28 protein-coding genes and 2 tRNA genes are annotated in these 26,555 nt (G+C 72.4%); 18 read left to right on the forward strand and 12 right to left on the reverse strand.

The window, feature by feature from the left end:
- Positions 1–38: 38 nt before the first annotated feature.
- Positions 39–869: an SDR family oxidoreductase gene (locus tag AB0L25_RS04000; RefSeq protein WP_500168386.1), complete on the reverse strand. Its 831-nt coding sequence runs from the start codon at positions 867–869 to the stop codon at positions 39–41.
- Positions 870–957: 88 nt separating this feature from the next.
- On the opposite strand from AB0L25_RS04000, the gene AB0L25_RS04005 reads away from it, so the two are divergent.
- From AB0L25_RS04005 to AB0L25_RS04015, 3 genes are all read left to right on the forward strand, one after another.
- Positions 958–1,629 carry a TetR/AcrR family transcriptional regulator gene (locus tag AB0L25_RS04005; protein ID WP_500168388.1) on the forward strand — a complete coding sequence of 224 codons (672 nt, stop codon included), beginning with the start codon at positions 958–960 and terminating at the stop codon, positions 1,627–1,629.
- A 5-nt stretch (positions 1,630–1,634) separates the two neighbouring features.
- Positions 1,635–2,252, forward strand: coding sequence for a TetR/AcrR family transcriptional regulator (locus AB0L25_RS04010; protein WP_500168390.1), 618 nt, complete (start codon positions 1,635–1,637; stop codon positions 2,250–2,252).
- Positions 2,253–2,334: 82 nt separating this feature from the next.
- Complete coding sequence (locus tag AB0L25_RS04015) at positions 2,335–3,348, forward strand: zinc-binding dehydrogenase (RefSeq protein ID WP_500168392.1); 1,014 nt, start codon at positions 2,335–2,337, stop codon at positions 3,346–3,348.
- Positions 3,349–3,384: 36 nt separating this feature from the next.
- On the opposite strand, the gene AB0L25_RS04020 is transcribed toward AB0L25_RS04015, so the two are convergent.
- On the reverse strand, positions 3,385–3,681 hold the full coding sequence (locus AB0L25_RS04020; RefSeq protein ID WP_500168394.1) for a helix-turn-helix domain-containing protein: 297 nt from the start codon (positions 3,679–3,681) through the stop codon (positions 3,385–3,387).
- On the opposite strand from AB0L25_RS04020, the gene AB0L25_RS04025 reads away from it, so the two are divergent.
- The 6 genes from AB0L25_RS04025 to AB0L25_RS04050 all read left to right on the forward strand — a co-directional run bounded on the left by AB0L25_RS04025 (position 3,659) and on the right by AB0L25_RS04050 (position 8,259).
- Entirely contained in the window at positions 3,659–4,522 is an 864-nt protein-coding gene (locus AB0L25_RS04025) for a lipase family protein (RefSeq protein ID WP_500168395.1), read from the forward strand. The genes AB0L25_RS04020 and AB0L25_RS04025 overlap by 23 nt on opposite strands.
- 40 nt (positions 4,523–4,562) lie before the next feature.
- Positions 4,563–5,078, forward strand: a complete 516-nt coding sequence (locus tag AB0L25_RS04030; protein ID WP_500168397.1) for a S26 family signal peptidase — start codon at positions 4,563–4,565, stop codon at positions 5,076–5,078.
- 162 nt (positions 5,079–5,240) lie between these two features.
- Positions 5,241–5,381: a hypothetical protein gene (locus tag AB0L25_RS04035; protein WP_500168399.1), complete on the forward strand. Its 141-nt coding sequence runs from the start codon at positions 5,241–5,243 to the stop codon at positions 5,379–5,381.
- Between the two features lie 15 nt (positions 5,382–5,396).
- On the forward strand, positions 5,397–5,915 hold the full coding sequence (locus AB0L25_RS04040; protein ID WP_500168401.1) for a MauE/DoxX family redox-associated membrane protein: 519 nt from the start codon (positions 5,397–5,399) through the stop codon (positions 5,913–5,915).
- Positions 5,916–5,941: 26 nt separating this feature from the next.
- The gene (locus tag AB0L25_RS04045; protein WP_500168403.1) at positions 5,942–6,466 is read left to right on the forward strand and encodes a TlpA family protein disulfide reductase; all 525 of its coding nucleotides are present in this window, start codon (positions 5,942–5,944) and stop codon (positions 6,464–6,466) included.
- Positions 6,463–8,259, forward strand: a complete 1,797-nt coding sequence (locus AB0L25_RS04050; RefSeq protein WP_500168405.1) for an ABC transporter ATP-binding protein — start codon at positions 6,463–6,465, stop codon at positions 8,257–8,259. Before AB0L25_RS04045 ends, AB0L25_RS04050 begins: the two co-directional genes overlap by 4 nt.
- A 9-nt stretch (positions 8,260–8,268) precedes the next feature.
- Here the strand turns inward: AB0L25_RS04050 and AB0L25_RS04055 are convergent, their stop codons facing one another.
- Positions 8,269–10,188 carry a TerD family protein gene (locus AB0L25_RS04055; protein ID WP_500168510.1) on the reverse strand — a complete coding sequence of 640 codons (1,920 nt, stop codon included), beginning with the start codon at positions 10,186–10,188 and terminating at the stop codon, positions 8,269–8,271.
- 201 nt (positions 10,189–10,389) lie between these two features.
- Complete coding sequence (locus AB0L25_RS04060; RefSeq protein WP_500168407.1) at positions 10,390–13,743, reverse strand: type ISP restriction/modification enzyme; 3,354 nt, start codon at positions 13,741–13,743, stop codon at positions 10,390–10,392.
- On the opposite strand from AB0L25_RS04060, the gene AB0L25_RS04065 reads away from it, so the two are divergent.
- The 3 genes from AB0L25_RS04065 to AB0L25_RS04075 all read left to right on the forward strand — a co-directional run bounded on the left by AB0L25_RS04065 (position 13,742) and on the right by AB0L25_RS04075 (position 15,298).
- Positions 13,742–14,104: a hypothetical protein gene (locus AB0L25_RS04065; protein ID WP_500168409.1), complete on the forward strand. Its 363-nt coding sequence runs from the start codon at positions 13,742–13,744 to the stop codon at positions 14,102–14,104. The genes AB0L25_RS04060 and AB0L25_RS04065 overlap by 2 nt on opposite strands.
- A 196-nt stretch (positions 14,105–14,300) precedes the next feature.
- Positions 14,301–14,888: a dihydrofolate reductase family protein gene (locus AB0L25_RS04070; RefSeq protein WP_500168411.1), complete on the forward strand. Its 588-nt coding sequence runs from the start codon at positions 14,301–14,303 to the stop codon at positions 14,886–14,888.
- On the forward strand, positions 14,885–15,298 hold the full coding sequence (locus tag AB0L25_RS04075) for a VOC family protein (protein WP_500168413.1): 414 nt from the start codon (positions 14,885–14,887) through the stop codon (positions 15,296–15,298). The genes AB0L25_RS04070 and AB0L25_RS04075 overlap by 4 nt, the downstream gene beginning before the upstream one ends.
- Positions 15,299–15,399: 101 nt before the next feature.
- Here AB0L25_RS04075 and AB0L25_RS04080 read toward each other — a convergent pair whose 3' ends face one another.
- From AB0L25_RS04080 to AB0L25_RS04090, 3 genes are all read right to left on the reverse strand, one after another.
- A complete protein-coding gene (locus AB0L25_RS04080; protein ID WP_500168415.1) occupies positions 15,400–15,714 on the reverse strand; it encodes a VOC family protein in 315 nt (104 codons plus the stop codon).
- 145 nt (positions 15,715–15,859) lie between these two features.
- A tRNA-Lys gene (locus AB0L25_RS04085) sits at positions 15,860–15,932 on the reverse strand.
- An 85-nt stretch (positions 15,933–16,017) separates the two neighbouring features.
- Complete coding sequence (locus AB0L25_RS04090; protein WP_500168417.1) at positions 16,018–16,587, reverse strand: response regulator transcription factor; 570 nt, start codon at positions 16,585–16,587, stop codon at positions 16,018–16,020.
- Between the two features lie 196 nt (positions 16,588–16,783).
- Here AB0L25_RS04090 and AB0L25_RS04095 point away from each other — a divergent pair, with 196 nt between their 5' ends.
- A complete protein-coding gene (locus AB0L25_RS04095; RefSeq protein WP_500168419.1) occupies positions 16,784–18,316 on the forward strand; it encodes a hypothetical protein in 1,533 nt (510 codons plus the stop codon).
- Entirely contained in the window at positions 18,313–18,960 is a 648-nt protein-coding gene (locus AB0L25_RS04100) for an NUDIX hydrolase (protein WP_500168421.1), read from the forward strand. The genes AB0L25_RS04095 and AB0L25_RS04100 overlap by 4 nt, the downstream gene beginning before the upstream one ends.
- Before the next feature lie 3 nt (positions 18,961–18,963).
- Here AB0L25_RS04100 and AB0L25_RS04105 read toward each other — a convergent pair whose 3' ends face one another.
- Positions 18,964–19,722 carry a TetR/AcrR family transcriptional regulator gene (locus tag AB0L25_RS04105; RefSeq protein ID WP_500168423.1) on the reverse strand — a complete coding sequence of 253 codons (759 nt, stop codon included), beginning with the start codon at positions 19,720–19,722 and terminating at the stop codon, positions 18,964–18,966.
- 79 nt (positions 19,723–19,801) lie between these two features.
- On the opposite strand from AB0L25_RS04105, the gene AB0L25_RS04110 reads away from it, so the two are divergent.
- Together AB0L25_RS04110 and AB0L25_RS04115 are read left to right on the forward strand one after the other, a co-directional pair.
- Positions 19,802–20,677, forward strand: coding sequence for an ATP-binding cassette domain-containing protein (locus AB0L25_RS04110; RefSeq protein WP_500168424.1), 876 nt, complete (start codon positions 19,802–19,804; stop codon positions 20,675–20,677).
- On the forward strand, positions 20,674–21,495 hold the full coding sequence (locus tag AB0L25_RS04115; RefSeq protein WP_500168426.1) for an ABC transporter permease: 822 nt from the start codon (positions 20,674–20,676) through the stop codon (positions 21,493–21,495). The genes AB0L25_RS04110 and AB0L25_RS04115 overlap by 4 nt, the downstream gene beginning before the upstream one ends.
- A gap of 54 nt (positions 21,496–21,549) precedes the next feature.
- Here the strand turns inward: AB0L25_RS04115 and AB0L25_RS04120 are convergent.
- The 3 genes from AB0L25_RS04120 to AB0L25_RS04130 form a co-directional block, all read right to left on the reverse strand.
- Positions 21,550–21,625 (reverse strand) — tRNA-His (locus tag AB0L25_RS04120).
- A gap of 53 nt (positions 21,626–21,678) precedes the next feature.
- Positions 21,679–22,272 carry an oligoribonuclease gene (gene orn / locus AB0L25_RS04125; protein ID WP_500168428.1) on the reverse strand — a complete coding sequence of 198 codons (594 nt, stop codon included), beginning with the start codon at positions 22,270–22,272 and terminating at the stop codon, positions 21,679–21,681.
- A 45-nt stretch (positions 22,273–22,317) separates the two neighbouring features.
- Complete coding sequence (locus tag AB0L25_RS04130; protein WP_500168429.1) at positions 22,318–22,965, reverse strand: pyridoxamine 5'-phosphate oxidase family protein; 648 nt, start codon at positions 22,963–22,965, stop codon at positions 22,318–22,320.
- Positions 22,966–23,034: 69 nt separating this feature from the next.
- Here AB0L25_RS04130 and pdxR point away from each other — a divergent pair, with 69 nt between their 5' ends.
- On the forward strand, positions 23,035–24,378 hold the full coding sequence (gene pdxR / locus AB0L25_RS04135) for a MocR-like pyridoxine biosynthesis transcription factor PdxR (protein ID WP_500168431.1): 1,344 nt from the start codon (positions 23,035–23,037) through the stop codon (positions 24,376–24,378).
- Here the strand turns inward: pdxR and AB0L25_RS04140 are convergent.
- A complete protein-coding gene (locus AB0L25_RS04140; RefSeq protein WP_500168433.1) occupies positions 24,375–25,013 on the reverse strand; it encodes a hypothetical protein in 639 nt (212 codons plus the stop codon). The genes pdxR and AB0L25_RS04140 overlap by 4 nt on opposite strands.
- Before the next feature lie 433 nt (positions 25,014–25,446).
- On the opposite strand from AB0L25_RS04140, the gene AB0L25_RS04145 reads away from it, so the two are divergent.
- Entirely contained in the window at positions 25,447–26,547 is a 1,101-nt protein-coding gene (locus AB0L25_RS04145) for a phosphotransferase family protein (protein ID WP_500168435.1), read from the forward strand.
- Positions 26,548–26,555 lie beyond the last annotated feature (8 nt).

Genomic DNA, 26,555 nt, shown 5'->3' on the forward strand with positions numbered 1-26,555 from the left:
GTCGGTCAGAGCTGCATCGGGGTCGGAGCCGGCCCGGGTCAGAGCCGCATCGCGGTCGGCTGCGCGTCGGGGCGCATGGCCGCGTCGGTCCCGCCGTCCACGAACAGGACGGCGCCGGTGGTGAAGCGGGCCTCGGGCCGGAGGAACTGGTGGACCCAGAACGCGATGTCCTCCGGCTCGCCGAAGATCCCGAGCGGCATCGGGGTGGGGAACTCGTCGGGGTCGTGGCCGGCCCCGGCGCCGGTCGAGCCGGTCATCAGCGGGGTGAGCACGGCGCCGGGCGCGATCGCGTTGAGCAGCACGCCCTGCCGCGCCCACTCGGGGGTGACGGCGGTGCGGCGCACCCAGCGGGCCAGCGCGAACTTCGAGGACGCGTAGGCGATGATCGACGGCGGCGCGAGTTCGGCGAACTCCGGCGGCATCGCCCGCGCGGCCTCGTCGGCCCGCGCGCGGGCGGCGTCCTCGTCGCCCGCGAGGGCGTGCTCGACGACCGCGTCGTCGATGAGCGGGACGGTCGTCGCGGAGTTCGACGCGATCGCGACGGCGCGGCCCGCGCCGGAGCGGGCGAGGGCGGGGCGCAGGCCGTCCAGCACGGCGACCGGCCCGAAGTAGTTGATCGACAGGACGGCGGCGGAGTCCGGCATGTTCGGCCCGACGCCCGCGACGGCCGCGACGCCGTCGAGGGTGCCGCCGCAGCGCGCCAGGACCTCCGCCACCGCGGTCGCGCGGCCCTGCGCGGTGCCGAGGTCGGCGATGACGTCCGCGTCGCGCAGGTCGACCCCGATGACGGTGTGCCCGGCCTCGACCAGGACGTCCCGGGTGGCCGCGCCCATGCCGGACGCGGACCCGGTGACGGCGAAGGTTCCCATGCTCGGTCTCCTCACGGTCGGCAAACTCTCTCACAATATTCAATCACTGATTGAATCGTGATTGCACCAGGTGTGATGCAATGTCCGCATGGCCCCCGCCCCGACCTCCACCCGCGACCGGCTGCTCGACGCCGCCGAGCGGCTGTTCCTCGCCAAGGACGCCGACCAGGTGTCCGTCCGCGCGATCAACGCCGAGGCGGGGCTGAACCCCGGCGCCGTCCACTACCACTTCGGCTCCCGCGAGGGCCTCGTCACCGCGCTCCTCGAGCGGGAGCTGCTGCCGCTGTGGGCGGAGCGGCTGGAGGGCATCGCCGAACGGTCCGCCGCGAGCGAGGACGGCGGCGCGCCGTTCGCCGTCGCCGACCTCGTCACCGCGATCGTCGAGCCGTTCGAGGAGCTCGTCCGGACCGACAAGGGCCGCATGCTCTGCCACCTGCTGGCCCGGTCGGTGCTGGCCGCGTCGCGGCTGCCCGCCAGCTCCCCGTGGTTCGGGCAGGCGCCGTTCGAGGTCATGCTCGGCCGCGCGCTCCCGGACCTGACCGTCCGGGAGATCGCCGACCGGTGGCGGCTGGCGTTCACGCTGCTGCTGGAGATCTACGGGCGCGCGGTCGCGCCCGCCCCCGCGTCCGTCGCGCCGCTCCCCGAGACCCGCACCGTGATCGCGTTCGTCACCGCCGGGCTCACCGCGCCGCCCGCCGACCGTGGACGGGCCGGGCCCCCGGTGGGGCACGGACCGCCATCACGTGATCACGTAAAGTGATCGACGTGGAAGGATCTGGGCTGCACAGACTGCTCGACACGGCCACGCGACTGTTCGCCGAGCTGGGCTACGACGGGACGACCCTCCAGCTCGTCGCCGACGCCGCCGGGGTCGACGTCGCGGACGTCCGCGCGTTCGGCGAGGGCAAGGGCGGGCTGTACCGGGCCGTGTTCCTGCGCGCCGCCGAGGCCGAGCGGGACGCGATGGAGCCGGCGCTGGCCGCCTTCACTTCCGACATGCCGAGCGTGCTGCGGCTCGCGGACGTCTACCTCGACTTCTACGTGCACCGCACCGACATCCTCGCGCTGTGGCTGCACCGCTGGATGGGCGACGCCGCCGACGTCCCGGGCCTCGAGGACAGCTACACGAGGCCGCTGTCGCAGCGGGTCGTCGACACCGTCCGCCCCCTGGTCCCGCCCGGCGCCGACCCCGACCACGTGGTGTGGACGATCGTGTGGTGCGTCTACGGGTTCCTGAGCGGCGGCATCGTCTACACCGACCGCGAGACCGGCCCGCAGCGGCTGCGCGGCCAGGGGATCAGGCCGCGCGACGCCGCCGCCGTCGAACGCTTCCGCGCCCACCTGCACATGCTCGTCGAGCGCATGCTGACCCCCGCGCCCTGACCCCCGCCCCGTCCCGCATCGGTGCCCGGCCGGCGGGTACGACGAGCCCGTCGGAGCACGCGGCGCACGGAGGTCGGGGGACATGGCGGAGATGCTGGCCGGACGGCTGGACGTGCGGACCCGGAGGTTCGCCCTCAAGGAGGTCCCGGTGCCCGAGCCGGGGCACGGGGAGGTGCGGATCGCGGTGAAGGCCGCGGGCGTCTGCCTGTCCGACCTGCACCTGATCGACGGCACGCTCAGCCCGCTCTACCTGCGCGGGGACGAGGTCACGCTCGGCCACGAGGTCGCGGGCGTCGTCGAGTCCGCCGGGGAGGGCGCGACCCGGTTCGCCCCCGGACGGCGGGTCCTCCTGCAGGCGGGCGAGGAGGACCCGGACGGGACGATCCTCACCCGCGGCGTCGACTACGACGGCGGCTGGGCGCAGTTCGCCGTCGCCGCCGAACGGACGGTCGTCCCGATCCCCGACGCGCTGCCGTTCGAGCAGGCGTGCATCATCCCCGACGCCGTCTCGACCCCGTGGGCCGCCGTCGGCGCCACCGCCCGGACGCAGGCCGGCGAGGCCGCGGGCGTCTGGGGGCTCGGCGGGCTCGGCGCGCACGCGGTCAAGCTGCTGCGCCTGCTCGGCGCCGCCCCCATCATCGCGATCGACCCCGTGGAACCGGCCCGGGAGCGCGCCCTGCGGTTCGGCGCCGACCTCGCGCTCGACCCGGGCGACCCCGGTTTCGGCGACCGGGTCAAGGCCGCCACCGGCGGCCGCGGGCTCGCCGTCGCGTTCGACTTCGCGGGCGTCCCCGCCGTCCGCGACCAGGCCCTCGGCGCCCTCGGCAAGGACGGGCGGCTCGTCCTCGTCGGCCTCAGCGGACGGTCCGTCACCATCGCCCACGACACCCTGTTCAGCTACCTGCGGCAGCAGGTCCTCGGGCACTACGGTTCCGAACCCGAGCACGTCGAGCAGCTCGTCCGGCTCGTCGAGCAGGGCCGCCTCGACCTCGCCGAGTCCGTCACCGACGTCCTGCCCCTCGCCGACGCGCCGCAGGCCGTCGAGCGCCTCGCGAGCAAGGAGGGCAACCCGATCAGGCTCGTCCTGCGCCCCTGAACCGGGCCACGACGTCCGCCGCCGCGCTGTGGACGGCTACGCCGGATCGGGCCCCGGGCCGCTCCGGCGGTACTCGCTGGGGGTGACGCCGTAGGCGGCGCGGAACGCGCGGGTGAACACCGCGGGATGGGAGAAGCCCCAGCGGGCGGCGATCTGCCCGACCGGGACGCCGCGCAGCGCGGGATCGGCCAGGTCCCACCGGCGCCGCGCACCGCGTGACGTACGCGACCACCGGCCCCCCGGACGTCCCGCGCTGAGCGGCGGCGCGGTGTTCGTCCCGCCGGGGCGGGCCCCGGCGGGCGGGTGGCCGGTGCTGTCCTGGGCGCACGGCACCGTCGGCCTCGGCGACGCGTGCGCGCCGTCCACGGCCGGCCGCTCGGAACGCGACATCGGCTACCTGAGCCGCTGGCTCGCCGCGGGGTACGCGATCGCCGCCACCGACTACGTCGGGCTCGGCACCCCCGGACCGCACCCCTACCTGGACGGCCGGACCGCCGCGCACGCGGTCACCGACATGGTGCGCGCCGCCCGGAAGGTCGCCCCCGCGCTCTCCCGCCGCTGGGCGGCGATCGGCCAGTCGCAGGGCGGCCACGCCACCCTCTTCACCGCGTCGCTCGCCACCCGGTACGCGCCCGAACTCGACTTCCGCGGCGCCGTCGCCACCGGGGCGCCGTCCAACCTGGCCCAAGTGTTCTCGCTCGCCGGCCCGTACCTCCCCGACCTGGGACTGGGCGGCCTCGCGCCCTACACCGCGTACCTGCTGAACGGGCTCGCCGCCGCCCGCCCCGGGTTCGACCCCGCCCCCTACCTCACCTCGGCCGGCCGGGCCGCGGTGCGCGACGCGGCGACGCTCTGCTACACCGACCTCAAGGAGCGGATGGCCGGGATCTCGCTCGGCGAGATGCTCGCCCGGCCGCTGTTCGACGCCCGCTTCCACGACACCGCCGCGAGCGTGCTGGACGTCCCGCTCACCGGCCACGACCGTCCCGTCTTCATCGCGCACGGCACCAACGACCTGGACGTCCCCATCCCGATGACGCTCAAGCTGGTCGCCGACCTCGAGGCCCGGGGCGCCGACGTCACGTTCAAGCCGTACCTCGGCGCCGACCACAGCGCCACGATGGCGGCCTCCCTGCCCGACACCGTGCCGTTCATGGCGAAGCTGTTCCGCTGACGCCGCCCGCACCGGCGCCGCGGGCTACGATCTGTCGGCCATGAGCCGGATGTCGATCTCATGGAGGCGGCTGGCGCCGGTCGCCGCCGTCGCGGCGGCGCTGGCCGCCCTCGGCTGGGCGCGCGGGCGGCTGGTGGTCGTCACCGTCGGCGGGACCAGCATGACGCCCACCCTGCACGACGGCGACCGGGTGCTGGTCCGGCGGCGGCCCCTGCACCGCGTCCGCCGCGGCGACGTCGTCGTCCTGGAACCGCCCCCGGACGGCACCCGCCTGCCGGGCCCGCCCGGCCCCGACGGCCGGAACTGGAACGTCAAGCGGGTCGCCGCCCTCCCCGGCGACCCGCTCCCCCCGGGCGTCCCCGGACCGGACGGGACGGTGCCCGCCGGGGCCCTCGCGGTCCTCGGCGACAACCCCGACAGCGTCGACTCCCGCCACCGCGGCCCCTACCCGGGCGACCGGCTACTGGGCGTGGTGGTGCGCCGCTTGAGCGTGTCGCCGGAGCCCGGTCAACGGCCGTCCCATGGCACAAAGCACCAAGGCCGGGGGAGCCGTTGATCGCATAGTCCACAAGATCGCACCGGGCGGAAAGCGCTCTCTTGTCGGCGGTGATCAACGGGGTTAGCTTCTGGGCAGCGCGCGCCGATCAGCCCCGAGCATGCTCCCGCCTCACCCCGTAGCCGCAGCCGGACCGCGTCCGGCTCGACCTGAGGAGACCCCATGTTGCGTGCCGTCAACCGTCTGGGCGACCGGATGCTCGGCAGGCTCCTGCCCGGCACGACCGCCCGCGCCGAGCCCTGCTGGTGGACCCGCACGGGCCTGCGCTGCTGCCTCTACGCCGGTATCACCACCTGCCGCTGACCGGACGACCCGATCGTGCAGTACGTCGCGCTGGCCGCGCGCTGCGTCCTGGGGCTCGTCCTCCTGGTCGCGGTGCTCGGCAAGATCCGCAGCCGGAAGGCGTTCCGCGAGTTCCGGCTGTCGGTGCCGGGCCTGGCGCCCGGCCTGCCGGCGACGGCGACGGCCGCCGCGGCGGTCGCCGCCGAGTCGGCCGCCGTCGTCCTGCTCGCGATCGGACGGACGGCGCCGGCCGGGCTCGCCCTGGCCGGTGCCGTCCTGCTCGTGTTCGCCGCGGCGATCCACCGCGCGCTCCGCGCCGGCCGGGCCGCGGCCTGCCGCTGCTTCGGGACGCGCGCGGTCCCCGTCGGCCGCACGCACATCGTCCGCGACCTCGCCCTCGCGGCGGTCGCCGCGGCGGGCCTCGCCGCCGCGGCGGCGCCCGGACCGGTCCACCCGGCGGGCGCCGCCGTCACCGTGGCGGGCGCGGGCGTCCTCACGCTCGTGTTCGTCTTCTTCGACGACCTGACCGACCTGCTGACCGCGCCGTCCCCGTGACGCGGTCCGGCCCCAAGGGACCATCGTTGCCATACCTCGCCGCGGGCGTCGTCTTCGTCGGCCTGCTCTGCGCGTTCGACCTGATCCTGACCCTGGCGGTCGTCCGCCGCCTCCGCGAGCACGCGGCGCTGCTGCAGGACGCACGCCCGTCCGTCCCGTTCACGCCGCCCGGCACCGAACTGCCCGAGTTCACCGCCGCCGCGCTCGACGGCACCGCCGTGACCCGCGCGTTCTTCACCGAGCCGACGGTCGTGGCCCTGTTCTCCACCACCTGCGCCTCCTGCCGGGAACGGCTGCCCGAGTTCACCGACCGCGTCCGCCGCCCCGGCGCGCGCGTCCTGGCGGTGATCGAGGGCGACCGCGCCGACGCCGAGGACTTCGCCGCCGCGCTCGCACCGCTCGCCACCGTCGTCGTCGAACCGGTGGACGGCCCGCTCAACACGGCGTTCGGAGGTCCCGCGACCCCCAGCTTCTACGTCGTGGGCGAGGGCGCCGTGGTGACGTCCGCCACGCTCACCCCGGCCGGGCTGCCGGTGCCGGCGGGAACGTGACCGGACCGGACGGGACGGCGCGGCGCGCCGCGTCCGTCGCCGCGCTCGCCTGGCGGGCGCACCGGACCGCGACCGCCGCCGCGGTGCTCCTCGCCGTCCTCGCCGGGCTGGCGCCGGTCGCGACGGCGTGGCTGACGAAGCTCGTCCTGGACGCGCTCACCGCCGGGGACCGGGACGTCCTGCCGCTCCTCGCCGCCGGGCTCGCGGCCTGCGGGCTGTGCGTGATCGTGCTGCCGCACGCGTCCACCTACGCCCAGGCCCAGCTGCGCCGGGCGGTGCGCGCCCTGGCCGCCGACCGCCTGTTCGGCGCCGTCAACGCCGACGCGGGACTGCGGCGCCTGGAGAGCCCCGCGTTCCAGGACACGCTGCGCCTGGCGCGCGAGTCCAGCCAGCAGGCACCGGACCGGCTGATCGTCGGAGCCCTGACCATCGGCCAGTCCGCCATCACCATGTCCGGCTTCGTCGGCACGCTCGTCGTCATCAACCCGCTGCTGATCGCCGTCATCGCCCTGGCGTCCCTGCCGTCCGTCCGGATCCAGCTCGGCCTGAGCCGGGAACGCGCCCGGACGATGTGGCGGATCAGCCCCGCGATGCGCCGCGAGGTCTTCTACGGGGAACTGCTGACCAGACCGGCGGCCGCCAAGGAGACGCGCCTGTTCGGACTCGGCGACTTCTTCCGCGCCCGGATGCTCGGCGAGATCCAGGCGATCAACGCCGCCGAGCGCCGGGTCGACCTGAAGACCCTGCGCGGCCAGGGCGTCCTCGCCCTGCTGGGGAGCGCGGTCGCGGGAGCCGGCCTGGTCTGGGCCGTCCTGGACGCCGCGTCGGGCGGCATGACCCCCGGCGACGTGACCGTGTTCATCGCCGCGGTCGCCGGCGTCCAGACCGCGCTGACCTCGATCGTCGACCAGTGGGCGGACGCCCACAACGCGCTCCTCCTGTTCGGCCACTTCTCCACGATCGTCACGTCCGAACCCGACCTGCCCGCCCGCCCCGGGGGCCGCCCCGTCCCCCCGCTGCGCCGGGGCATCGAACTCCGCGACGTCTGGTTCCGCTACGGCGAGGACCACCCGTGGATCCTGCGCGGCATCGACCTGTTCATCCCGTCCGGCCGCAGCGTCGCCCTCGTCGGCGTCAACGGCGCGGGCAAGAGCACCCTCGTCAAACTCCTCTGCAGGCTCTACGACCCCGACAAGGGCTCGATCACCTGGGACGGCGTCGACCTGCGCGACATGAACCCCGCGGACCTCCGCGAACGCATCGGCGTCGTCTTTCAGGACTTCATGGAGTACGACCTCACCGCGGCCGACAACATCAACCTCGGCGACATCACCGTCCAGGATCCCGCCCGCATCCGCGAGGCCGCGCACCAGGCGGGCGTCCACGACACGATCGAGGCCCTCCCGAACGGCTACGCCACGATGCTCAGCCGCATCTTCGCCGGCGAGGACGACGCGGGCGTCGCCCTGTCCGGCGGGCAGTGGCAGCGCCTCGCCCTCGCCCGCGCCCTCCTGCGCCGCGACCGCGACCTGCTCCTCCTGGACGAACCCAGCTCGGGCCTCGACGCCGAGGCCGAGCACGCCGTCCACACGTCCCTCCGCCGCCACCGCCGGGGCCGCACCAGCATCCTCATCTCCCACCGCCTCGGCACCGTCCGCGACGCCGACCTCATAGCCGTCCTCAACGACGGCCGCATCACCGAACGCGGCACCCACGACACCCTGATGTCAACGAACGGCGACTACGCCCACCTCTTCACCCTCCAAGCCACCCCCTACACCCCCAAGACCTGACCACCGCCCTCATCCGGCGGGTGCGGGATCGACTTTCAGCACCTGGAGGATCTCCTGGTGGAAACGGTCCATGGCGGTGTCGATACTGCGGACGAAGCCGGTCTCCTCGGTGCCGCGCTTGGTCCCCAGGCTCGTCGCGAGGGTCAGGCGGAAGGCGTCGATCTGCTGCGCGTCACCCGGGAGGAGCAGGCCCGGCTCGCTGACGAGGTTCTTCAGGAGGTCGCAGGGCCCCGTCTTGCAGCCGGGGGCGAGGGCCTCGACGCGAAGCTCGGGCGGGGCGTCGGCCAGCTGCCGCAGTAGCCACTGGACCCGCGTCAGCGGACGAGCGCGCGCCGCCGCGGGAATCTCGACGGTGGTCTCGATCTGGCCGGTGCGCAGGTCCGCCTCGAGCAGCACGGGCCCGCCGGCGTTCGGGACGCGAATCTCGGCGCTCATGCGTCCCGACTCCACCAGCGACGTCACCGTCTGCAGGCGGCGCACCGAGGCGTCCCCGTCGCGCCGCTTGCGCAGCACGGGCGCGATGGCGAGGCCCGTCCGCCCGCCGAGGCGCAGGCACAGCTGCCGGACGAGCTTCTCCCAGCTCTCGGCCACCTGCATGGCACGCCGGTCACCGAGCCGCAGCGTGCCCGCGGTGACGGCGTTGCGCACGGGCACCCACGCGGCGCCCATGTCCCGGAACCCCTGGCAACCGGCGTTGTCCTGCCGCAGGTAGTGCAGCAGCTCGCTGAGCAGCCACGCGTGGACGGAATTGGCCACGCCGTCGTGCAGGCACAGCATCTCCGCCTCGTGGGCCACTTCGGCCCACGACAGGTGGCGCAGCGCCACCTTGCGCAGCAGCCGTCTGTCGACGCTCAGCGGATGCTCGTTGTCCAGCGCGAGATCGTTCGACAGGGTGATCACGGTTTCGTACCCCTGCCGCGCCGCCACCTCGAGATAGGCCGCCACCTGGTCGGCCTTGAGCGGGTTGCCGCCCGTCTTGGTCTCGATCAGGGCGGTCCAGATCCGGCCGGCCCGGGCCACGCGCAGCACGCCGTCCGGCCGGACCTTGCCGTCACCGTGCTTGAAGGACGCCTCCGCGAACGTCTGGATCGTCCCGGCCGGGGCGTTAAACCGCGCGGTCAGGCGGCGGCCGAACTCCGGAACCTGTGCCATCACGGCCAGCAGGGTCGCCGTGGCACGGGCCTCGCGTTCCTGGTCGTTGCGCAACCCGGTGACCGGGAACAGCCGCGCGTGCTGCCAGGACGGATGCTCGGCCAGGCTGACCTTCGCCGTCTTCCGCACGGTCGTCTTCTTCTTGGCCGTCCGTACGCGCTTCGGACGAACCTCCTCGGGCGGCGCCGGGCGGCCCGGCCCGCCGACCGGCTCCGCGGCCGCCTCGCCGGTCTCCTCGTCGCCGTCGTCGACGTTGATCCCGAAGTCGGACGCCAGCCCGGCGAGCCCGGACTCGTAGCCTTGGCCGACCGCCCGGAACTTCCAGCCGTCGCCCCTGCGGTACAGCTCGCCGAAGATGAACGCGGTCTCGCGATCGGCGTCCTTGATGTCGAAGGCCAGCAGCACGTCTCCCGCACCGTCGGAGACGGTCAGCCGCAGGTCGTCCAGCGCACCGAACGTCGCCCCCGCGTAACGGCTGGCGGCCACGACGACGCGGTGCACGTCGGGCCGCAGTGCGCCGAGGTCGACCAGGATCCGGTCCTCACTGCCGGTCGCGGTCGGGGTCTTGCCGAGCAGCCGCACCGACTCGTCCGCGGTCGCGGGCTGGTTGTAGAAGACGAAGTCGGCGTCGCCCCCGACCTTGCCGTCCTCGCCGATCAAGAGCACCGAGACGTCGGCCTCGCCTTCACCGGACGGATCGATCCAGCTCAACGCAACGGTGACCGGCCCCGTCGCCGTGGACGGGCCGGACAGGTCGACGTTGGCGCCCTTGGACATCTGCTGCACGCGTTCGCTCCTTTGCTCGCGCCTGTTCACGCGCAACACAGCGGGAGCGTCGACCACCACGGACAGGTGAGCACGTAGGGCGATCATCTGCATGCGCAGAGGCAGCGTACGTCCCCCGGCGACGCCCAACGCCCCCTTCCGCCCGCACGGGCCACACCCGGCCACACCCCCGAAACCGCCCGAGTCGTGGAGCTACATCACCAACTGGCCGCCCCGGCCGGACGGTTTGATCGAGCCGCGGACGGTCTTGGGGACAGGGAACAGCGCGGCGGCCCGGAGGTCGGCCACCGTGACCTGCGAACCCGAGCAGATCTCGCCGAGAAGGGCGTCCTGTGCGGGTTCGAGCCGTACGAGGAGCCCGAGGACGTGCAACAGGTCGAGAAGGTCGTTGTTGAACTCGGAAGTCCAGTGCTCTGCGTTGATCAGATCCAGCCGCGACGCGGCTTTCCGTCGCCTGGGGTGCCGTAGCCGGTATCCGACCCACTTCTTCACCACGCGCATGCCGCCGACGTTGTACGCCCATACGGACGCGGGGACCGGTGCGACCCGCCCTTCGTCCCCGACGAGCAGCGTCCAGGTTTGCTCGTCGTATCCGACGCCGTCCGGCATGCAGTCGGCCCGATAGGGGATGGCGCGTTCGATCCGGGGTCTTTCGGCATCCGGAAGACGGGGGGCTCGAAGGGGGCGCTCCTCTGTCTCGTCGGCGAAGCGGGTGCCGCGCGTGTGCAGCCAGACGACCGTCCGGCCCAACTCGACCGCGCGACCCCAGAGCGTGGCGTCGCGGGTGAGCGGGATGCGCAGCCCCGGGTTGACGAGCTGCTCGCTGAAGCGGCGCGTGTAGCCCGAGTGCGCCGCGACCGCGGCGATGTAGGCGAAAACGTCCTCGTCGGTGACTGTGATCTCGAAGATGTCGGACAGGTACAGCGACAGACCGGGCGTCACGTTGGCCGTCCGCTCGACGTCCCGATACAGGGGAAGCACGCGACCGCCGTGATGGCCTTGGAAGTGGTGCATGTCCGGCACAAGCGCGGTAAAGGTCAGCGCGACGCCTTCACTCAAGACATTGGTGTGCTGCTCGCTGGCGTAGACCTGCTCATCGCTGGAGACGCGCCACAGATCCGGGCTGGCGAAATCGACCACTCTCGGATCAAGGAGGAGGTATTGCCGGTCGAAACTACGGTAGGCGAAGGGCACGACGTTTGGACGCCGCGTGGTCTCTTGCCTGAGTGATACGCCCGGGTGCGGCTGGTTGGGAATTGGCGCCGGCATGGTGTCCAGATCGCGGTCCCTAGTCACCTTCATCAGGTCCGTTCGATCCTCCGGCCGGCTGTTAACGAGTGTGGTCCAGCGCCGCTCCAGCACTTCGGCGGAGGGAGCAATTACCCATGTCCGCTTTGTTCTGACACCGGGTGTCTGCCAGGGCAGCAGTTCGGCGAGCGATGGGGCAGTGTGCCAGCCGGTGGCGGAGGTGGGGCGGAACTCGGCCTTCCACTCGTCTGGGCACAGCTCCCAGCCCTCGGTGTCCGGTTCCAGGGATTCCAAAGCTGTGAGCTTCTGCTCTTGGATGCCGGTGACGTTGCGGTAGTGGATCCGGGCCGGGGTTCGCGGGTCGGCGTCGGCATACCTCACGAAAACGGCGATGGCCAGCGGCTGCTGGACCTTCGGGAACAGCCGGGTCGGTACGGGCGGTTGATGCCCTTCCGGGGAGACGTCGATGATCCAGCCCTCGTCCGCGACCTTGCGGAGGTGGCTTCGCATCCCCGCGAAGGCGGCACCGGACAGGTAGGAAGACGGGGTGATGAAGGCGATGAGACCGGCGGGGTCGTCCGGATGGGCCTCGAACGCCTTCCAGATGGCCCACCTCCAGTAGAAGACCCATGTCGCAGCCAGCTTGTAGTCGAGTTTGCCACGCTGCCGGAACTCGTCCAGGGACGGACGGGTGGTGAGGCTGTCGGGTCTTCCCGGGTCGCGCCTGTCCTCGACCCAAGGGGCGGGGTCGCGCGTGTGCGCCCGGTCGAGGTAGGGCGGATTGCCGACGATGGCCATCACGGGGAGGTCTCGCTTGACCTTGTTGGCGCCTTCGCGCTGTTTCTGCAGCTCGGCGTACATCTGCCCGAAGGCGATCTCCTGCTTGTCCGGGTCGTCGAACGTGTCGGCGAGGAAGCGCATCTCCTGCGGCGGGACGTCCGCGCCGTACTCGCGGAGCAGATCGTGGAGCCGGAGTTCGGCGACGGCATAAGGGGTGACCTGGCGCTCGAAGCCGATCAACCGTTTCTGGAAGAGGTCACGAAGGCGCTGCTCCGTCGCGTCGCCCTGCGCCTCCACAACCGTCCTGACCACCGCTCTGACGATCTCGACGAGAAACGTCCCCGTGCCCATCGCGGGGTCGACCACGATGACGTCGTCCGAGGCATACCCCTCAGGGCGCTCCAGCTTCTTCTTCAGGACGAGATCGGTGAAGCTGACCATCGCGGCGGCAAGACGGTCGGGCGTGTAGTAAGAGCCGCTGAGGCGTCGGAGTTTTGCGTCATATTCGCTCAAAAACACTTCGTACAGGAGTGCGTGAGCATTGATATCGGCGTGGTCGAATCGGCCCCAGTCGACAGCGCCGATGACTCTTCTGAGAGTCTCCACCACCATAAGGTTGTCGGCGGCCGCCGGATCGGAGAGGACACCGAGGGCTTTGCCGATCAGGGCGTGCCGCTTGCCCAGTTGCCGTCCGATGGACGGCAGATCGTTTCCCTCGAACGACACGCCGGCGGCGCGCGCCAGCAGTAGCGCGAAGGTGATCGTCTGGGCGTACGAGTCGGCGAAGTCGGCGGGCTCGGTCATTCGCGGGAACAGGATGCTCCGCCACTCTTCCGCCAGTGTGGTGAACGGTCTGTCGTTCTTCAGCCGTTCGTGTTCGAGTACCTCCAGCACCTCTTCGCGCAGGTAGCGGCACAAGCGGGCGGCGGTCCGGACCAGGGTGCGCAGGTCGTGCGGCGGATCGGGGGCCCAGGTCAGGAAGTCGTGCAGGACCCGCGCGAGTTCGGCGTCGGCGGGACGCAGCGCACGTCCCGCCCGATCGAGGGCCCCTTCCAGCCTGGCGACTGGGCCGACTCGGACGCCGTCGCGGTAGAGCGCGAAGCACTGCCCTGTGCTGAGAAGCACGTTCGGCAGGAGACTCAGTTTCTGCCATTGGAGGCGGTCGTGCGAACGTGCGGGCCAGTCCTTAGGACTGATGCTCTTCGAGGGTGCCTTCACCTCGATGTAGCCCACCCGTCCACCGGCCAGGTCGACGGCGAAGTCCGGACGGATCAACAGGTCGCTGAGGGAGACCTCTTTGTGCATGGTCACCGGCAACCCGAGAGCGTTTCCCGCTGCCCGGACGAGTTGCGCTACCGGGTCCTGGATCTGGTATTCCTCTCCGCCAAGTCCGGCTGCGAGAGGATGCTGCACCGCTGCGCCGAACGCGGAGACGGCGTTGGCCAGTGCGGCGGAAGAGTTCGGAGTCGGTGCGGCGGTGTCCACTGACAGGATACGGTTCGCGGCGGCATTGCCCATGCACCCTCCCGAGTACGCCTCCTTTCATAATCCACAGCAAGAGCGGGATGTCACCAGCCGTGACCACATTTCGCCGCAGAAAAGGCGGGCGTACGATCCCATGAATAACAACGTTCTCATTTGTTTCTCGGGTGACATTTGCGGGCTGCAGACGATCGTCGTGGACGGTCGGGTCGAGTTCGCCGTTCGCAGGCTGACCGAGGCCGCGGCGGCGCAGGCCGGGGCGCGCAGCGCGCCCGGGTGGGCTCCATCCAACGGACGGCATGCTCACGGCGATACGGCGTGGCGCCGTCTCGGTCACGGCGATCATGGCATTACGAGCACCGAGCACGTCATCGACGGCGGGTGGATCGCCGACTGACAACCGGCCCGAAGCATGGGCTCTTGCCATGCGTGTTCTCGTTGCACGATCCGCGTTCAGTGCCACCTGAGCAATCTCAGTGTGCTCCGGCCGATGAGTTTGCCGGTTGCTCGCAGTCTTCCCCTGTGGCAGACCCGCCTCTGCGGGGGAGCGGGAACCCATGCACTCCGATGTATTGGAGGAGATGAGGGCCAGGATGCGCAACCCGATTCGGCTGTACATGTCGATGTCGCTCGACGGCTTCATCGCGGGACCGGACGATCGGCCGGGCCAGGAGCTGGGACGCGACGGCGGACGTCTGTTCAACTGGCTCGACGATCGGGAATCCGACGGCCCGAACGGACAGGTTTACCGCGAAGCGCTGGCGACCGGCGCGGTGATCTCCGGCCGGCGGACGTTCGAACTCGCCGGGCGCTGGCAGGGCGACCACCACGGCGGCGTGCCGATCTTCGTCCTCACCCACCACGTGGACGACGGCGACGTGCCGCCCGGCCACGCGCGGTTCGTCACCGATGTCGAGAACTGCGCCCGCCGGGCCCGGGTGGCCGCCGGGGACCTCCCGGTCATGGTCCACGGGGCGGGCGCGGCCCAGGCCCTGCTGCGAGCGGGGCAGATCGACGAGATGGAGATCCATTTGGTTCAGGTGCTCCTCGGGGACGGCCGGCGGCTGTTCGACCATCTCGGTGGGGAGCACATCGAACTCGATCTCGTCCGCCGGCTGGAGGGGCGAGACGTCACGCACCTGCGCTACCGCGTGCTCCACTCCGGCCGGGAGGCCGCATGAAGACGCTCTTCCTCTCCTACCGTGTCACCGACCTGGACCACTCGCTGCGTTTCTACACCGCCCTGGGGTACCTCGAGATGGGCAGGGTCGAGGGCGGCGACGGCACCCGCCTCGCGATCCTCAAGTTCCCCGGCGAACCGGCGGCCTCGCTCGAACTGGTCCACCGCCCGAGCGGCGGACGCGTCGACGTGGGCAGCGGTTTCGACCACCTCGCGATCCAGGTGGACACGCTGACCACCACCTTGGAGATGCTGACCGGCCGCGGCCTGGAGCCGGAACCGGTCCAGTATCCGGGCGGCCCGGACGGGCCGAGAACCTCGTGGCTCACCGACCCGGACGGCTACCGGATCGAGTTGGTGCAGTGGCCGCCCGGGCACCCCGACGGCATCACCGAGGCGGACTTCTCCTGAAGCGATAGGTGCGGCATCACCACCAGTTCGAGGGGCTCGCCCGCGCCTATCGGGCAGGCGGCGGCCTGCTCTGCACCAACACGTAGTCCGTCGGACGCGCGCTACGGGACGTTCGGGGGTTCGGCTAGGGAGAGGGTGTTGCCGTCGGGGTCTTGGACGGTGGTGTGGCGGACGCCGTTGGCGTAGGTCTCGACGGGGGTGTGGGGGGTGCCGTGGGGTTCGAGGCGGGCGAGGATGGTGTCGAGGTCGGGGACGCCGAGGGTGACGACGGCCTGGCCGATTCGGTCGGGGCGGGGTTCGACGGCGATCCAGGCGTTCTCGCCGACCTGCCACAGGTGTTCGTCGCCGACGGTCTCGTCCGCGGGGCGGCCGAAGAGTGCGCCGAACCACTGCAATGCCCTCGGCAGGTCGCTCACCGGCATAACGCTGTACAAGTCCACCGAAGTAATCCTCTCGGTCGTTTCGGAAGTCGGACCGCTGCCGTGACCGGAACTCATCGGTGGTGTCGGAACGCAAATAGGGCGCGCACCGATTTACGGTGTGCGCCCTGGTGGTTGCGGGTGCGCCGTCAGGGACTTGAACCCCGAACCCGCGGATTAAGAGTCCGCTGCTCTGCCAATTGAGCTAACGGCGCCCGTCGTTCGGGGCTCCGGCCGTGGCCGGTGTCCCTGGCGACAGGAAGAACAGTATCAGCCCCTGCGGACCAGTGCGAATCGGTTTCAGTCCTTGGCCGGCATGACGCTCATCATGCCGCGCCAGAGGGCGATCGCGGTGGCGCGGGAGCTGACGCCGAGCTTGGCGTAGATGCGGTTGACGTGGTTCTTGATCGTCTTCTCGCTGAGGAAGAGCTGGCGGGCGATCTCGCCGTTGGAGCGGCCGGTGGCGATGAGGTCCATGACCTCGGCCTCGCGGGCGGAGAGGCCGAGGGAGACGCGGGAGGCGTCGCGGACGCCGCGGATCAGGTCCTGCGGGGTGAAGGCGCCGGGGACCAGGTGGCCGCAGGCGCCGTCCCGGACGGCGGACGCGGCGGCGTCGTCGCCGGGTGCGGCGAGGACGAACACGCGGGCGGTGCGGGCGAGGGCGGACGAGAGGCGGGCCGCGGCGGCGTCCACGAGGACGATGTCGGGGCGGAGGCGTTCGGCGAGGGCGAGGGCGGCGGACCCGGTGGCGGCGTCGGCGACGACGGAGAGTTCGTCGCTGGACTCCAGCAGGGCGATCACGTCGGCGCGCGCCCGGGCGTCGCCGTCCACCACGAGCACGCGCAGGGGGGCCGTTTCATCGACACTCATCCGTTGCCCTTGGGGTGTCGTTGACAGGTATAAGGACGGAGCATAACCGGCCGGTGATCCATAGTCGATGGACGCGGGCGGCGCCGCCGCCCGGGCCGGGCCGGAAACACCGCATGATTCTTGCGGCGGACGGTGAACCGAGTGGATCATTTACGGCGTCTGATCGGGGACGAGTCCGTCGACAGAGGAGCCGCACATGGTCGCTCATCACGAGGGGAACGTCTCCTTCGAGCAGCTCATCGCCGGTGATCTCGCCAGGACGATCACCGCCGTGCCGCAGTCGCTGGACAACCAGTGGCTGGACGACGAGTTGCTCGCCGCGGCGCTGCGGGCCGGGCGGGTCACCGAGGCGATCGGCGCCGAGCAGCAGCGCCGGGCGCGGCGCGAGTACCTGCGGGCGCTGCTGAACGCCGAGAAGGTCATCGTCAACCGGGCGTACCTGTACAACAGCCGGATCGTGTACCGGGACTTCGTCCGGGACGGCCTCGACCGGAAGGCGTTCCGCGCCCTCCTGGCCGACGGGACGATCATCCCGTACCTCATGGACGAGACGTCGCCCGTCCCGGGGACCGCCCCGGCGTTCGACGTGACGGACGGCTTCGAGGGGTGGCGGGCGATCGCGGAGACGACCCCCATGTCGTGCCTCCGCCTCGCCTGGGACGACGCGACGTACTCGGAGCTCGTCCTCCAGATGAGCGACGGCTTCGAGAACTTCCTCACCCGGCTCGGCAAGTTCCGCGCGCCCGCGCTGCGGCGCGACCTCGGGCTGGGCGAGGAGGAGGCCGACGCGGTGTGCGATCACCTCAAGAAGGTGGCCGCGTGGGCGTTCGAGCGCACGAACAGCGGGATCCCGGTGACCCGGCAGATGCTCTACGAGCGGTTCATCGTGGGGGAGGGCGGTAGCGTCACGGCCCGCGAGTACGACCGGAACCTGCCGCACGTCGCGCCGCTGAAGCAGCTGCTCGACCTGAAGTACAGCACGAACCTCGCCGACGCGATCGACGTCTACGCCATCACCCCCGGCGGGTCGCCGCGCCGCACGGCGCTGCAGGAAGGCCTCGCCGACCGGACGCGGGCCGGGCGGCGGGCACTCGCGGGGACCGACGCCGACCAGGTCGTCCGGATGCTCCGCAACCTGACGTTCGAGAACGTGCAGGGCCTGCTGGAGCGGGTGCCGAGCCTCGACCGGCTGACCCTGTCGGACATCCGGGAGGTGCGCGCGGAACGCGAGTGGCGCGTCTACCGCGACACGTTCGCCGGGCTGCTCGGCACGACGTCCGTGGAGGACCTCGCGGCCGAGGCGGGCGGCGCCGCCGCCGTCACCGGCGCGTACGTCGCGATGCTGGAGAAGGCCGAGGAGATCCACGCCGCGAACTGGCAGGACGGCGTCGGGCGGAGGTTCCGGGGGCTGGCGGAGCTGGCCATCGACATCGGCGCGGTGACGATCAACGTGGTGTACATGAACGATCACTCGATCGGGTACGAGGTCATCGGCGACGCCGCGGGGATGGCGCTCGGCCGGGCCGCGCGCGTCACCGTCCGGCTCGGGCTCGGGCGGCTGCTGGAGTCCCGGGCCCGCTACCGCATCGAGAACACCGCGCAGATCCTGGACATGCGAATGGACGACCCCGCCCGCGAGGCACAGAAGATCATCGACTATCTCGCGGCCCACGGCACCCGGCTTTCTCCGGCGCAGAACGGTGCCGACCAGTCGGGCGAGGCCGAATGAGCGACGATCCGGCGGCCGCGTACGAACGGCTCCGGCGGGAGCGGCCGGAGGCGTTCGCCGAACCGGACGGCGCGCCCGTGCGGCTGCTGCCGTCCGCGCCGTCCGGCGGCGGCCCGTACGGCGTCCGCTACCGGGACCCCTACATCACCGTCGTGCGCGACCCGGTGGAGTTCCCGGACGGCTCCGTCGGCGGCCACGTCCGCATCCTGCCGACGGCGGGCGGGGCGGGCGCCGCCGTCCTTCCCGTGTGCGGCGACCGGGTCGTCCTGATCCGGCACTTCCGCCACTCGACCCGGCGGTGGCACTGGGAGATTCCCCGGGGCTTCGCCGACCCGGGCGAGTCCGCGGCGGACACGGCGCTGCGCGAGCTCCGCGAGGAGATCGGCGTCACCGCGCGGGACCTGACGCCGCTGGGGCGGATTCACGCCGACACCGGGATCACGGGCGGCGCCGCCGACCTCTTCTGGGCCCGCGTCGACCCGCCCCGCCGCGTCGCCGCCGACGAGGGCATCGAGGGCGTCGCCCTCTTCGACACCCGCGACCTCGACGACCTGCAGGACGGCGGCGAACTGACCGACTCCTTCACCCTGGCCGCGCTGCTCGGCGCCCGGCGCCGGTCGCTGCCCCCGTTCGTCCGTCCGTGACGGTCATTCCCGGCGGCGGCGTTCGAGGGACTCGAGGCCGGCGATGAGCACGTCGAGGCCGAAGGCGTACTCGCCGTCGACGCCCTCGGGGTCGTCCGGGCGCGCGGGGGCGTCGGCGATGTAGCCCCCGGCGGCCATGACCTCGGCGAGGTGCGGGAATCGGTCGGGGGTGATGGCGCGGCGCAGCATCTCCACCCCTTCCGGCGTGGCGACGACCTCGCCCTCGGCCTCGAGGGACCGCTCCAGCTCCACCATCGAGGCGACGTGCTGGGAGATGAGGAGGATGGCGGCGATCTTCTCGCCGTCGGACAGGTCGAGGCCCGCCATCGCGGCCAGCCCGAGGTCGGCGGTGCGGACCGTCCGCGGCATGAGGACGGCCGCCTGCCCGCGCGGGAGTTCGAGCGCCCAGGGGTGGGCGCGGTAGGCGTCCCGGATCAGGTCCGCCCACGCCCGCAGGGCGTCGCGCCAGTCGTCCGGTAGCTCGACCTTCTCGGGGACGGTCACCGCGGCGTCCTGCATGAGGCGCAGGAGTTCGTCCTTGCTGGACACGTACCGGTAGAGCGACATGGTGGTGAAGTCGAGCGACTTCGCCACCGCCTGCATGGTCACGGCCCCGAGCCCGTCCGCGTCGGCGATCTCGATCGCGGCGGCCACGATCCGCTCGTGCGTCAGCCCCCGGCTCGGGCCGCGCTGCGGGACGTCCTGCACGCCCCAGGCGATCGCGAGGGCGCGCGGCAGGCCGGTCTCGGTCGTCTCTCCCATGGTCCCGATGCTCTCACTTCAGGCACTGTGTATGTCATAAACGGTGTACGTCATAAACGGTGTATGCCATACTCAGTGTATGCGATACACAGAACACCTCGTCGAGCTCGACGGGCTCACCAAGGGTTTCGGGAAGCACGAGGTCCTCCGGGGCCTCGACCTGCGGCTCCCGCCGGGCGTCCACGCGCTCCTCGGCCCCAACGGCGCGGGCAAGACCACGCTGGTCAACATCCTGTCCACGCTGACGCCCTTCGACTCCGGCGCCGCCCGCGTGCTCGGCCTGGACGTCCGCCGGGACAAGAAGGAACTCCAGCGCCTCATCTCGCTGACCGGCCAGTACGCCGCCGTGGACGCCCAGCTCAGCGGCATCGAGAACCTGCTCATGATGGGGCGGCTCTTCGGCCTCTCCCGCCGCGCCGCCGCCGCCCGCGCCGCCGACCTGCTCGACCGCTTCGACCTGGCGAAGGCGGCCGGCAGGCGCGTCGCCACCTACTCCGGCGGCATGCGCCGCAAGCTCGACATCGCGGTGAGCCTCATCGCCCACCCGAGACTGATCTTCCTCGACGAGCCCACCACCGGCCTGGACACCCGCAGCCGGCGGGCGCTGTGGGACGAGATCGCCGCCCTCGCCGCCGGCGGCACGTCGATCTTCCTCACCACCCAGTACCTCGAAGAGGCCGACGTCCTCGCCGAGCGGATCCTCGTCCTGAACGGCGGCCGCATCGTCGCCGACGGCACCGCGTCCCAGCTCAAGGAACGCGTCGGCGGCTCGACCATCCAGCTGCACGACGGCCACGGCCGCGTCATCGAGGAGATCCCCACCCGGGGCTCCGCCGCCGAGGTCTCCCGCCACCTCGCCGCCCTGGCCGCCGCACGTCCCGACGTCCAGGTCACCGTCCGCCGTCCCACGCTCGACGAGGTGTTCCTCCAGCTCACCGGAAAGAAGGCAGCATGACCGCCGCGCACGTCACCGCGCCGCCCGTCGCACCGGCCCGCGGCGCCGGCTTCCTCACCGGCCTGCACGTCTTCACCGTCCGCAGCCTCCGGCACTCCTTCCGGGACGGCGAGTCCCTGCTGATGGCCGTCATGCTGCCCGTCATGCTGATGCTCGTCTTCACCTACGTCCTCGGCGGCGCGATCGATGTCGGCGGGGGCGGCGGGCGCGAGGCCTACCTGGCGTTCGTCATGCCGGCGATCGCCCTGACCGCCGCGGGCTTCGGCGCGTCCTACACGTCCGTCGTGGTCAGCAACGACATGACCACCGGGTTCATGAACCGGCTGCGCACGATGCCGTTCCCGTCCGTGACCGTCCTGCTCGGCCACACGGCGTCCTCGATGGTGCGCAACATGCTGGCGACCACGGTGGTGATCCTCGTGGGCTTCGCCGTCGGCTTCCGCACCGACGCGAACGTCCCGCAGTTCCTCGGCGCCGTCGGCCTCATCGCCGTCTGGATCCTGATGATCACGTGCGTGTTCGCGATGCTCGGGATGGTGGCGGGCTCGGCCGAGGCCGCGAACGGCTACGGCTTCGGCCTGCTCTTCCTGCCCTACGTGTCGAGCGGCTTCGCGCGCGTCGAGACCATGCCGTCCTGGCTGCGTCCCATCGCCGAGCACCAGCCGATGACACCGATCATCGACGCCTCCCGCGCGCTGATGAACGGCCACGCCCCGGGCTCCGACGCCTGGATCGGCATCCTCTGGTGCACGATCCTGATGGCCCTCGCGATCTGGCTGACCGCCGTCGTCTTCCCCCGCAAGATCGCCCGCACCTGACCCGCCGCACACGCGAAAGCCCTGGCCACCGTCACGATGACCAGGGCTTCTGCCTGGGGTGAGTGAGGGGACTTGAACCCCCGACATCTTGGACCACAACCAAGTGCTCTGCCAGCTGAGCTACACCCACCGTGGCCGGAACGGGTCCGGCTCCCAGTAGTGTAGCGGGTCCGCGGGGGTGGGTCAGCCGGAGATCTCGGCGGCGAGGGCGCGGGCGGTGTCGGAGTCGGGGCCCGGCTGGGGGACGAAGACGGCGGCGCGGTAGTAGCGCAGCTCCTGGATGCTCTCGGTGATGTCGGCGAGGGCGCGGTGGCCGCCCTTCTTCTCCGGGCTGGCGAAGTAGGCGCGGGGGTACCAGCGCCGGGCCAGCTCCTTGATGGAGGAGACGTCGACCATGCGGTAGTGCAGGTGGGCGTCGAGGGCGGGCATGTCGCGGGCGAGGAACGACCGGTCGGTGGCGATCGAGTTGCCGCACAGGGGGGCCTTGTTGGCGTCCTTGACGTGGCCGCGGACGTAGTCGAGGACGGTTTTCTCCGCCTCGGCGAGCGTGACGCCGCCGGGGAGGACGTCGAGCAGGCCCGAGGTCGTGTGCATGTCGCGGACGATCTTGGTCATCTGGGTGACGGCCTCCGGCGGGGGCTTGATCACGATGTCGACGCCCTCGTCCAGGATGTTCAGATCGCTGTCGGTGACCAGCGCGGCTATCTCGATCAGGGCGTCCCGGCGCAGGTCGAGCCCCGTCATCTCACAGTCGATCCAGACAAGCCGCTCGTTCATGGCCTTCACCTTACGACCATGCGCGAGCACGCGGGGCATCGAGTGTCAGGACGCCGGACGGGACGTGATGTGCGGCGGGGGCTCGATGCCGGGGCGCAGCGTCGGGTCGGGGACCGGGGGCAGGAACGTCTGGCGGACGGGCACGACGCCGGCCCACGCGTCGAGGGCGAGGTCCTCGGGGTCGTCCCCCGGGGGCCCCTGCCGGATCTTGACGGACGCCTCGTCGAGGGGGAGGGCCAGGACGGTCGTGGCCGCGAGTTCCTTGCGGTTCGGGCGGCGGGCGGTGTCCCACTGGCCGGGGGCGAGGTGCTCGGTGATGGCGCGGAGGCCGGTGAGCTTGTCGTCGCCGGTGAGGACGGTCGGGGTGCCGTAGACGATCGCGCTGCGGTAGTTCAGCGAGTGGTGGAACAGGGAGCGGGCGACGACGATGCCGTCGAGGTGGGTGACGGTGACGCAGACGTCGCGGGACGGGCCGTGGCGGAGGCTCGCGGCGCCGGTGGAGCCGTGCAGGTAGAGGGTGTCGCCGAGGCGGCCGAAGCCGGTGGGGATGACGCGCGGGGAGCCGTCGATGACGACGCCGAGGTGGCAGATCAGCGCGGCGTCGAGGATCGCGTGGAGGTCGGCGCGGTCGGCGGACGAGCGTTCGGGCAGGCGGCCGAGGCGGGTGCGGGGCGTCGCGGAGAGCGGGTTCATGTGCGATTACGCTAGGTCGGCGGTGGCCTGGTCGGCAGGGCCACTTGAGGCCGATAAGGAGAGACCACTTTGCTGCCCCTCGTCGTCGACCGGGACGCGGACGAGTCCCTGCACGCGCAGCTCGCGGGACAGTTGCGGGGCGCGATGCGGGACGGGCGGCTGGCGGCGGGGGAGCGGCTGCCGGCGACGCGGGCGCTGGCGGCGCGGCTCGGGGTGAGCCGGACGGTGGTGACGGAGGCGTACGAGCAGCTGTACGCGGAGGGCTGGCTGGAGGGACGGCACGGGTCGGGCACCTACGTCGCGGAGGGGGTGACGGCCGATCCGGAGCCGGGCGCGGGGCGGGTGCCGGTCGCGGAGCCGGAGCCGGGGCGGGGGGTGATCGACCTGCGGCCGGGGCTGCCGTGGGTCGGCGCGCTGGACACGCCGGCGTGGCGGCGGGCGTGGCGGCTGGCGTCCGGGGTGACGCCGCGGCGGCGGCAGGACCCGCACGGGCTGCCGGGGCTGCGCGCGGCGCTGGCCGAGCACGTGCGCCGGAACCGCGGGGTGAGCTGCCAGGACGTCCTGGTCACGCGGGGCGCGACGAACGGGCTGGACCTGCTGGCGGCGACGGTGCTGCGGCCGGGCGACCGGGTGGGCGTGGAGGACCCCGGCTACCGGCGGGCGCGGGCGGTGCTGGCGGGGCGGGGCGCCGAGCCGGTGCCGTGCCCGGTGGACGAGCACGGGCTGGTCGTCGAGGCGCTGCCGGACGATCTGCGGCTGGTGTACACGACGCCGTCGCACCAGTTCCCGATGGGCGGGGTGCTGCCGGTGCCGCGGCGGCGGGCGCTGCTGGCGTGGGCGCGGCGGACGGGCGCGCTGATCGCCGAGGACGACTACGACGGCGAGTTCCGGTACGACGTCGCGCCGCTGCCCGCGCTGTACGGGCTCGACCCCGAGGTCGTGGTGTACCTGGGGACGACGTCGAAGATCCTCACGGTCGACATGGGGGTGGGGTGGCTCGTGGGGCGTCCCGACCTGGTCGCGGCGGTCGCGCGGCGGCGGGTGGAGCTGAACGACCGGACGGCCGTGGTGCCGCAGGAGGCGCTGCGGCTGCTGCTGGAGCGCGGGGACCTCGACCGGCACGTCCGCCGGATGAGCCGGGAGTACGCGCGGCGGCGGGCGGCGGTGGTGGGGGCGCTGGACGGGCTGCGGCTGCAGGGCGACACGGCGGGCCTGCACCTGGTGGTGGACGTCCCGGGGGATCCGGCGGACGTCGCGGCGCGGGCGGCGGCGCGGGGCGTGCTGGTGGACACGCTGGCGGAGCACTCCGCCGGGCCGCCGGCCGCGTCCGGGCTGGTGATCGGCTACGGGACGGCGGCGGGCCCGGCGGAGCTGCGGGCGGGCTGCGCGGTGATCCGCGGGCTCGCGGGTTAGGAGCGGGCGCCGACCGGGACGGGGTCACCGGCCGGCGGGCGTGCCGGGCCGGGCAGCGGCGCCGTGCGGGTCAGCAGGGACGGCTCGGGGATCGGCGCGCGCGGCCGGGGGATGGGCGCGACGGGCGTGTCCGGTCCGGTGATGCGGCGGATGTCGATGCCGCCCGGGTCGGGGCGTTCGGCGAGCGGGGTTTGCGAGGCGCCGAAGTGCCCGCCGCGGGCCCAGTCGCGGCGGCTGCGCTGCGAGTGGTACGACTGCGGGGACGGCAGCGGCGGGCCGGCGGGCCAGCGGCGGGCGATGTGCCAGGCGTCCAGCCAGCGCATGATGCCGTCGATGCCGGTGAGCAGCGAGCCGGTGAACGGGACGCGGGCCTGGCCGACGACCATGATCTGCAGGCAGGTGCGGCCCTCGCGGCACACGGGGGCGGCGAGCAGCCGGGCGGCGCGGGTGGCGGGGAGGAGCTGGACGACCTCGCCGGTGCCGGGATGCCAGACCAGGTGCGTCGGGCGGTCCTGTTTGGCGAGGTCGGCGGCCACGGAGCGGGCGGAGACGGAGCGGGGATCGTGGTCCCCGGTGAACCAGACGACCCGGGGCGCACCTCCCTGCATTCCTCCGCCGTCGTCTCGTACGGGCATGCGTGCGGCTCCCGGCAGCCATGCGTCTGCCACGGTGCGTCCCCCCAATCGGGCCGGGGTCGGCCCCGAATGGTCTAGTCCTATTCTCTTAGCCCAGCGAGACCGGAATGTCCAGCTTGCCGCCACGGGCCGGTGTCGGCGGCCGCGACGTCGCCCCGGGCGCCCACTTCGCCCAGGTCGTCGCCGCTCGCGCGGTCCCCCCGCGGTCCCGGAGCGCCCGGCGCGGTGCCGAACGGCCGGGCGAGATTCTCATGAACCGGTCCATGCGGGGGTGAATCCGGCGCAAGTCAACACTGGCACTTGACGCTCGGTAAATCAGTGTGACGCGACGGCCGGATGTGGCCGAATAATTACGGTGAGCAAGGACATCCGATCGCGGGCAAACCCCGCGGGGGTTTACCTTCCGAACCGAGTCGCGTTCTAATAGGGCGTCATGACCGTTGACGCAGACCTTCCGGCCGGGGTCCCCGGCATCGACGTCCCCCGCCTCGCGGCCTGGCTGGCCGGCGCGCTGCCCGGCGGCGGCCGGATCACCGCGATCGACCTCATCGCGGGCGGCCGCTCCAACCTCACCTACGGCATCACGCTGGACGGCGGCCCGGCCGGCGCCCGCCGCATCGTGCTGCGCCGCCCGCCGCTCGGGCACGTCCAGCCCACCGCGCACGACATGGCCCGCGAGTACCGGGTGCTGAGCGCGCTCGGCGGGAAGACGTCCGTCCCGGTGCCGAACACGCTGGCGTTCTGCGACGACGAGGACGTCATCGGCGCCCGCTTCTACCTCATGGACTTCGTCGACGGCCGGGTCCTGCGCACCCGCGAGGACGCCGCCGGGATGAGCCCCGAGCAGGCGCGCGGGCTCAGCGAGGCGCTCGTCCGGGCGCTCGCCGCGATCCACACCGTGGACGTCGACGCCGCGGGCCTCGCCGACTTCGGCCGTCCGAACGGCTACATGGCGCGGCAGCTCAAGCGGTGGGGCAAGCAGTGGGACGGCTCGCAGGAGGCGATCCGCGCCACCGGGGCCGTCCGCGACCTGCCCGAGTACGACCGGCTCGTCGCGCGGCTCGGCGAGCGGCTGCCCGCGGACGCCCCGGCCCGGCTCGTCCACGGCGACTTCCGGCTCGACAACGCGCTGGCCCGGCTGGAGCCCGAACCGGAGATCGCGGCGGTCGTCGACTGGGAGATGTCCACGCTCGGCGACCCGCTGTCGGACCTCGGCCTGACGCTCGTGTACTGGGCGGAGGCCGCCGACGCCGCGGACGAGCTGCTGCCCGTCGGCGCGACGATCACCGCGGCGCCCGGGTTCCTCACCCGCGCCGAGTTCGCCGCCCGGTACGCCGAGCTGACCGGGTTCGACGTCGCCGACCTCGACTACTACGTCGCGTTCGCGTGCTTCAAGCTCGCGGTCATCCTCGAGGGCATCCACGCCCGCTACCTGCAGAAGGCGACCGTCGGCGAGGGGTTCGACCGGATCGGGGACGCGGTGCCGGTGCTGCTGGCCCGCGCGCACCGGGTCCTCGACACCGGCGCGTTCTGACGTTCCGG

Origin of the sequence: Spirillospora sp. NPDC052242, from assembly GCF_040679555.1 — a bacterium.
Classification (GTDB): domain Bacteria; phylum Actinomycetota; class Actinomycetes; order Streptosporangiales; family Streptosporangiaceae; genus Spirillospora.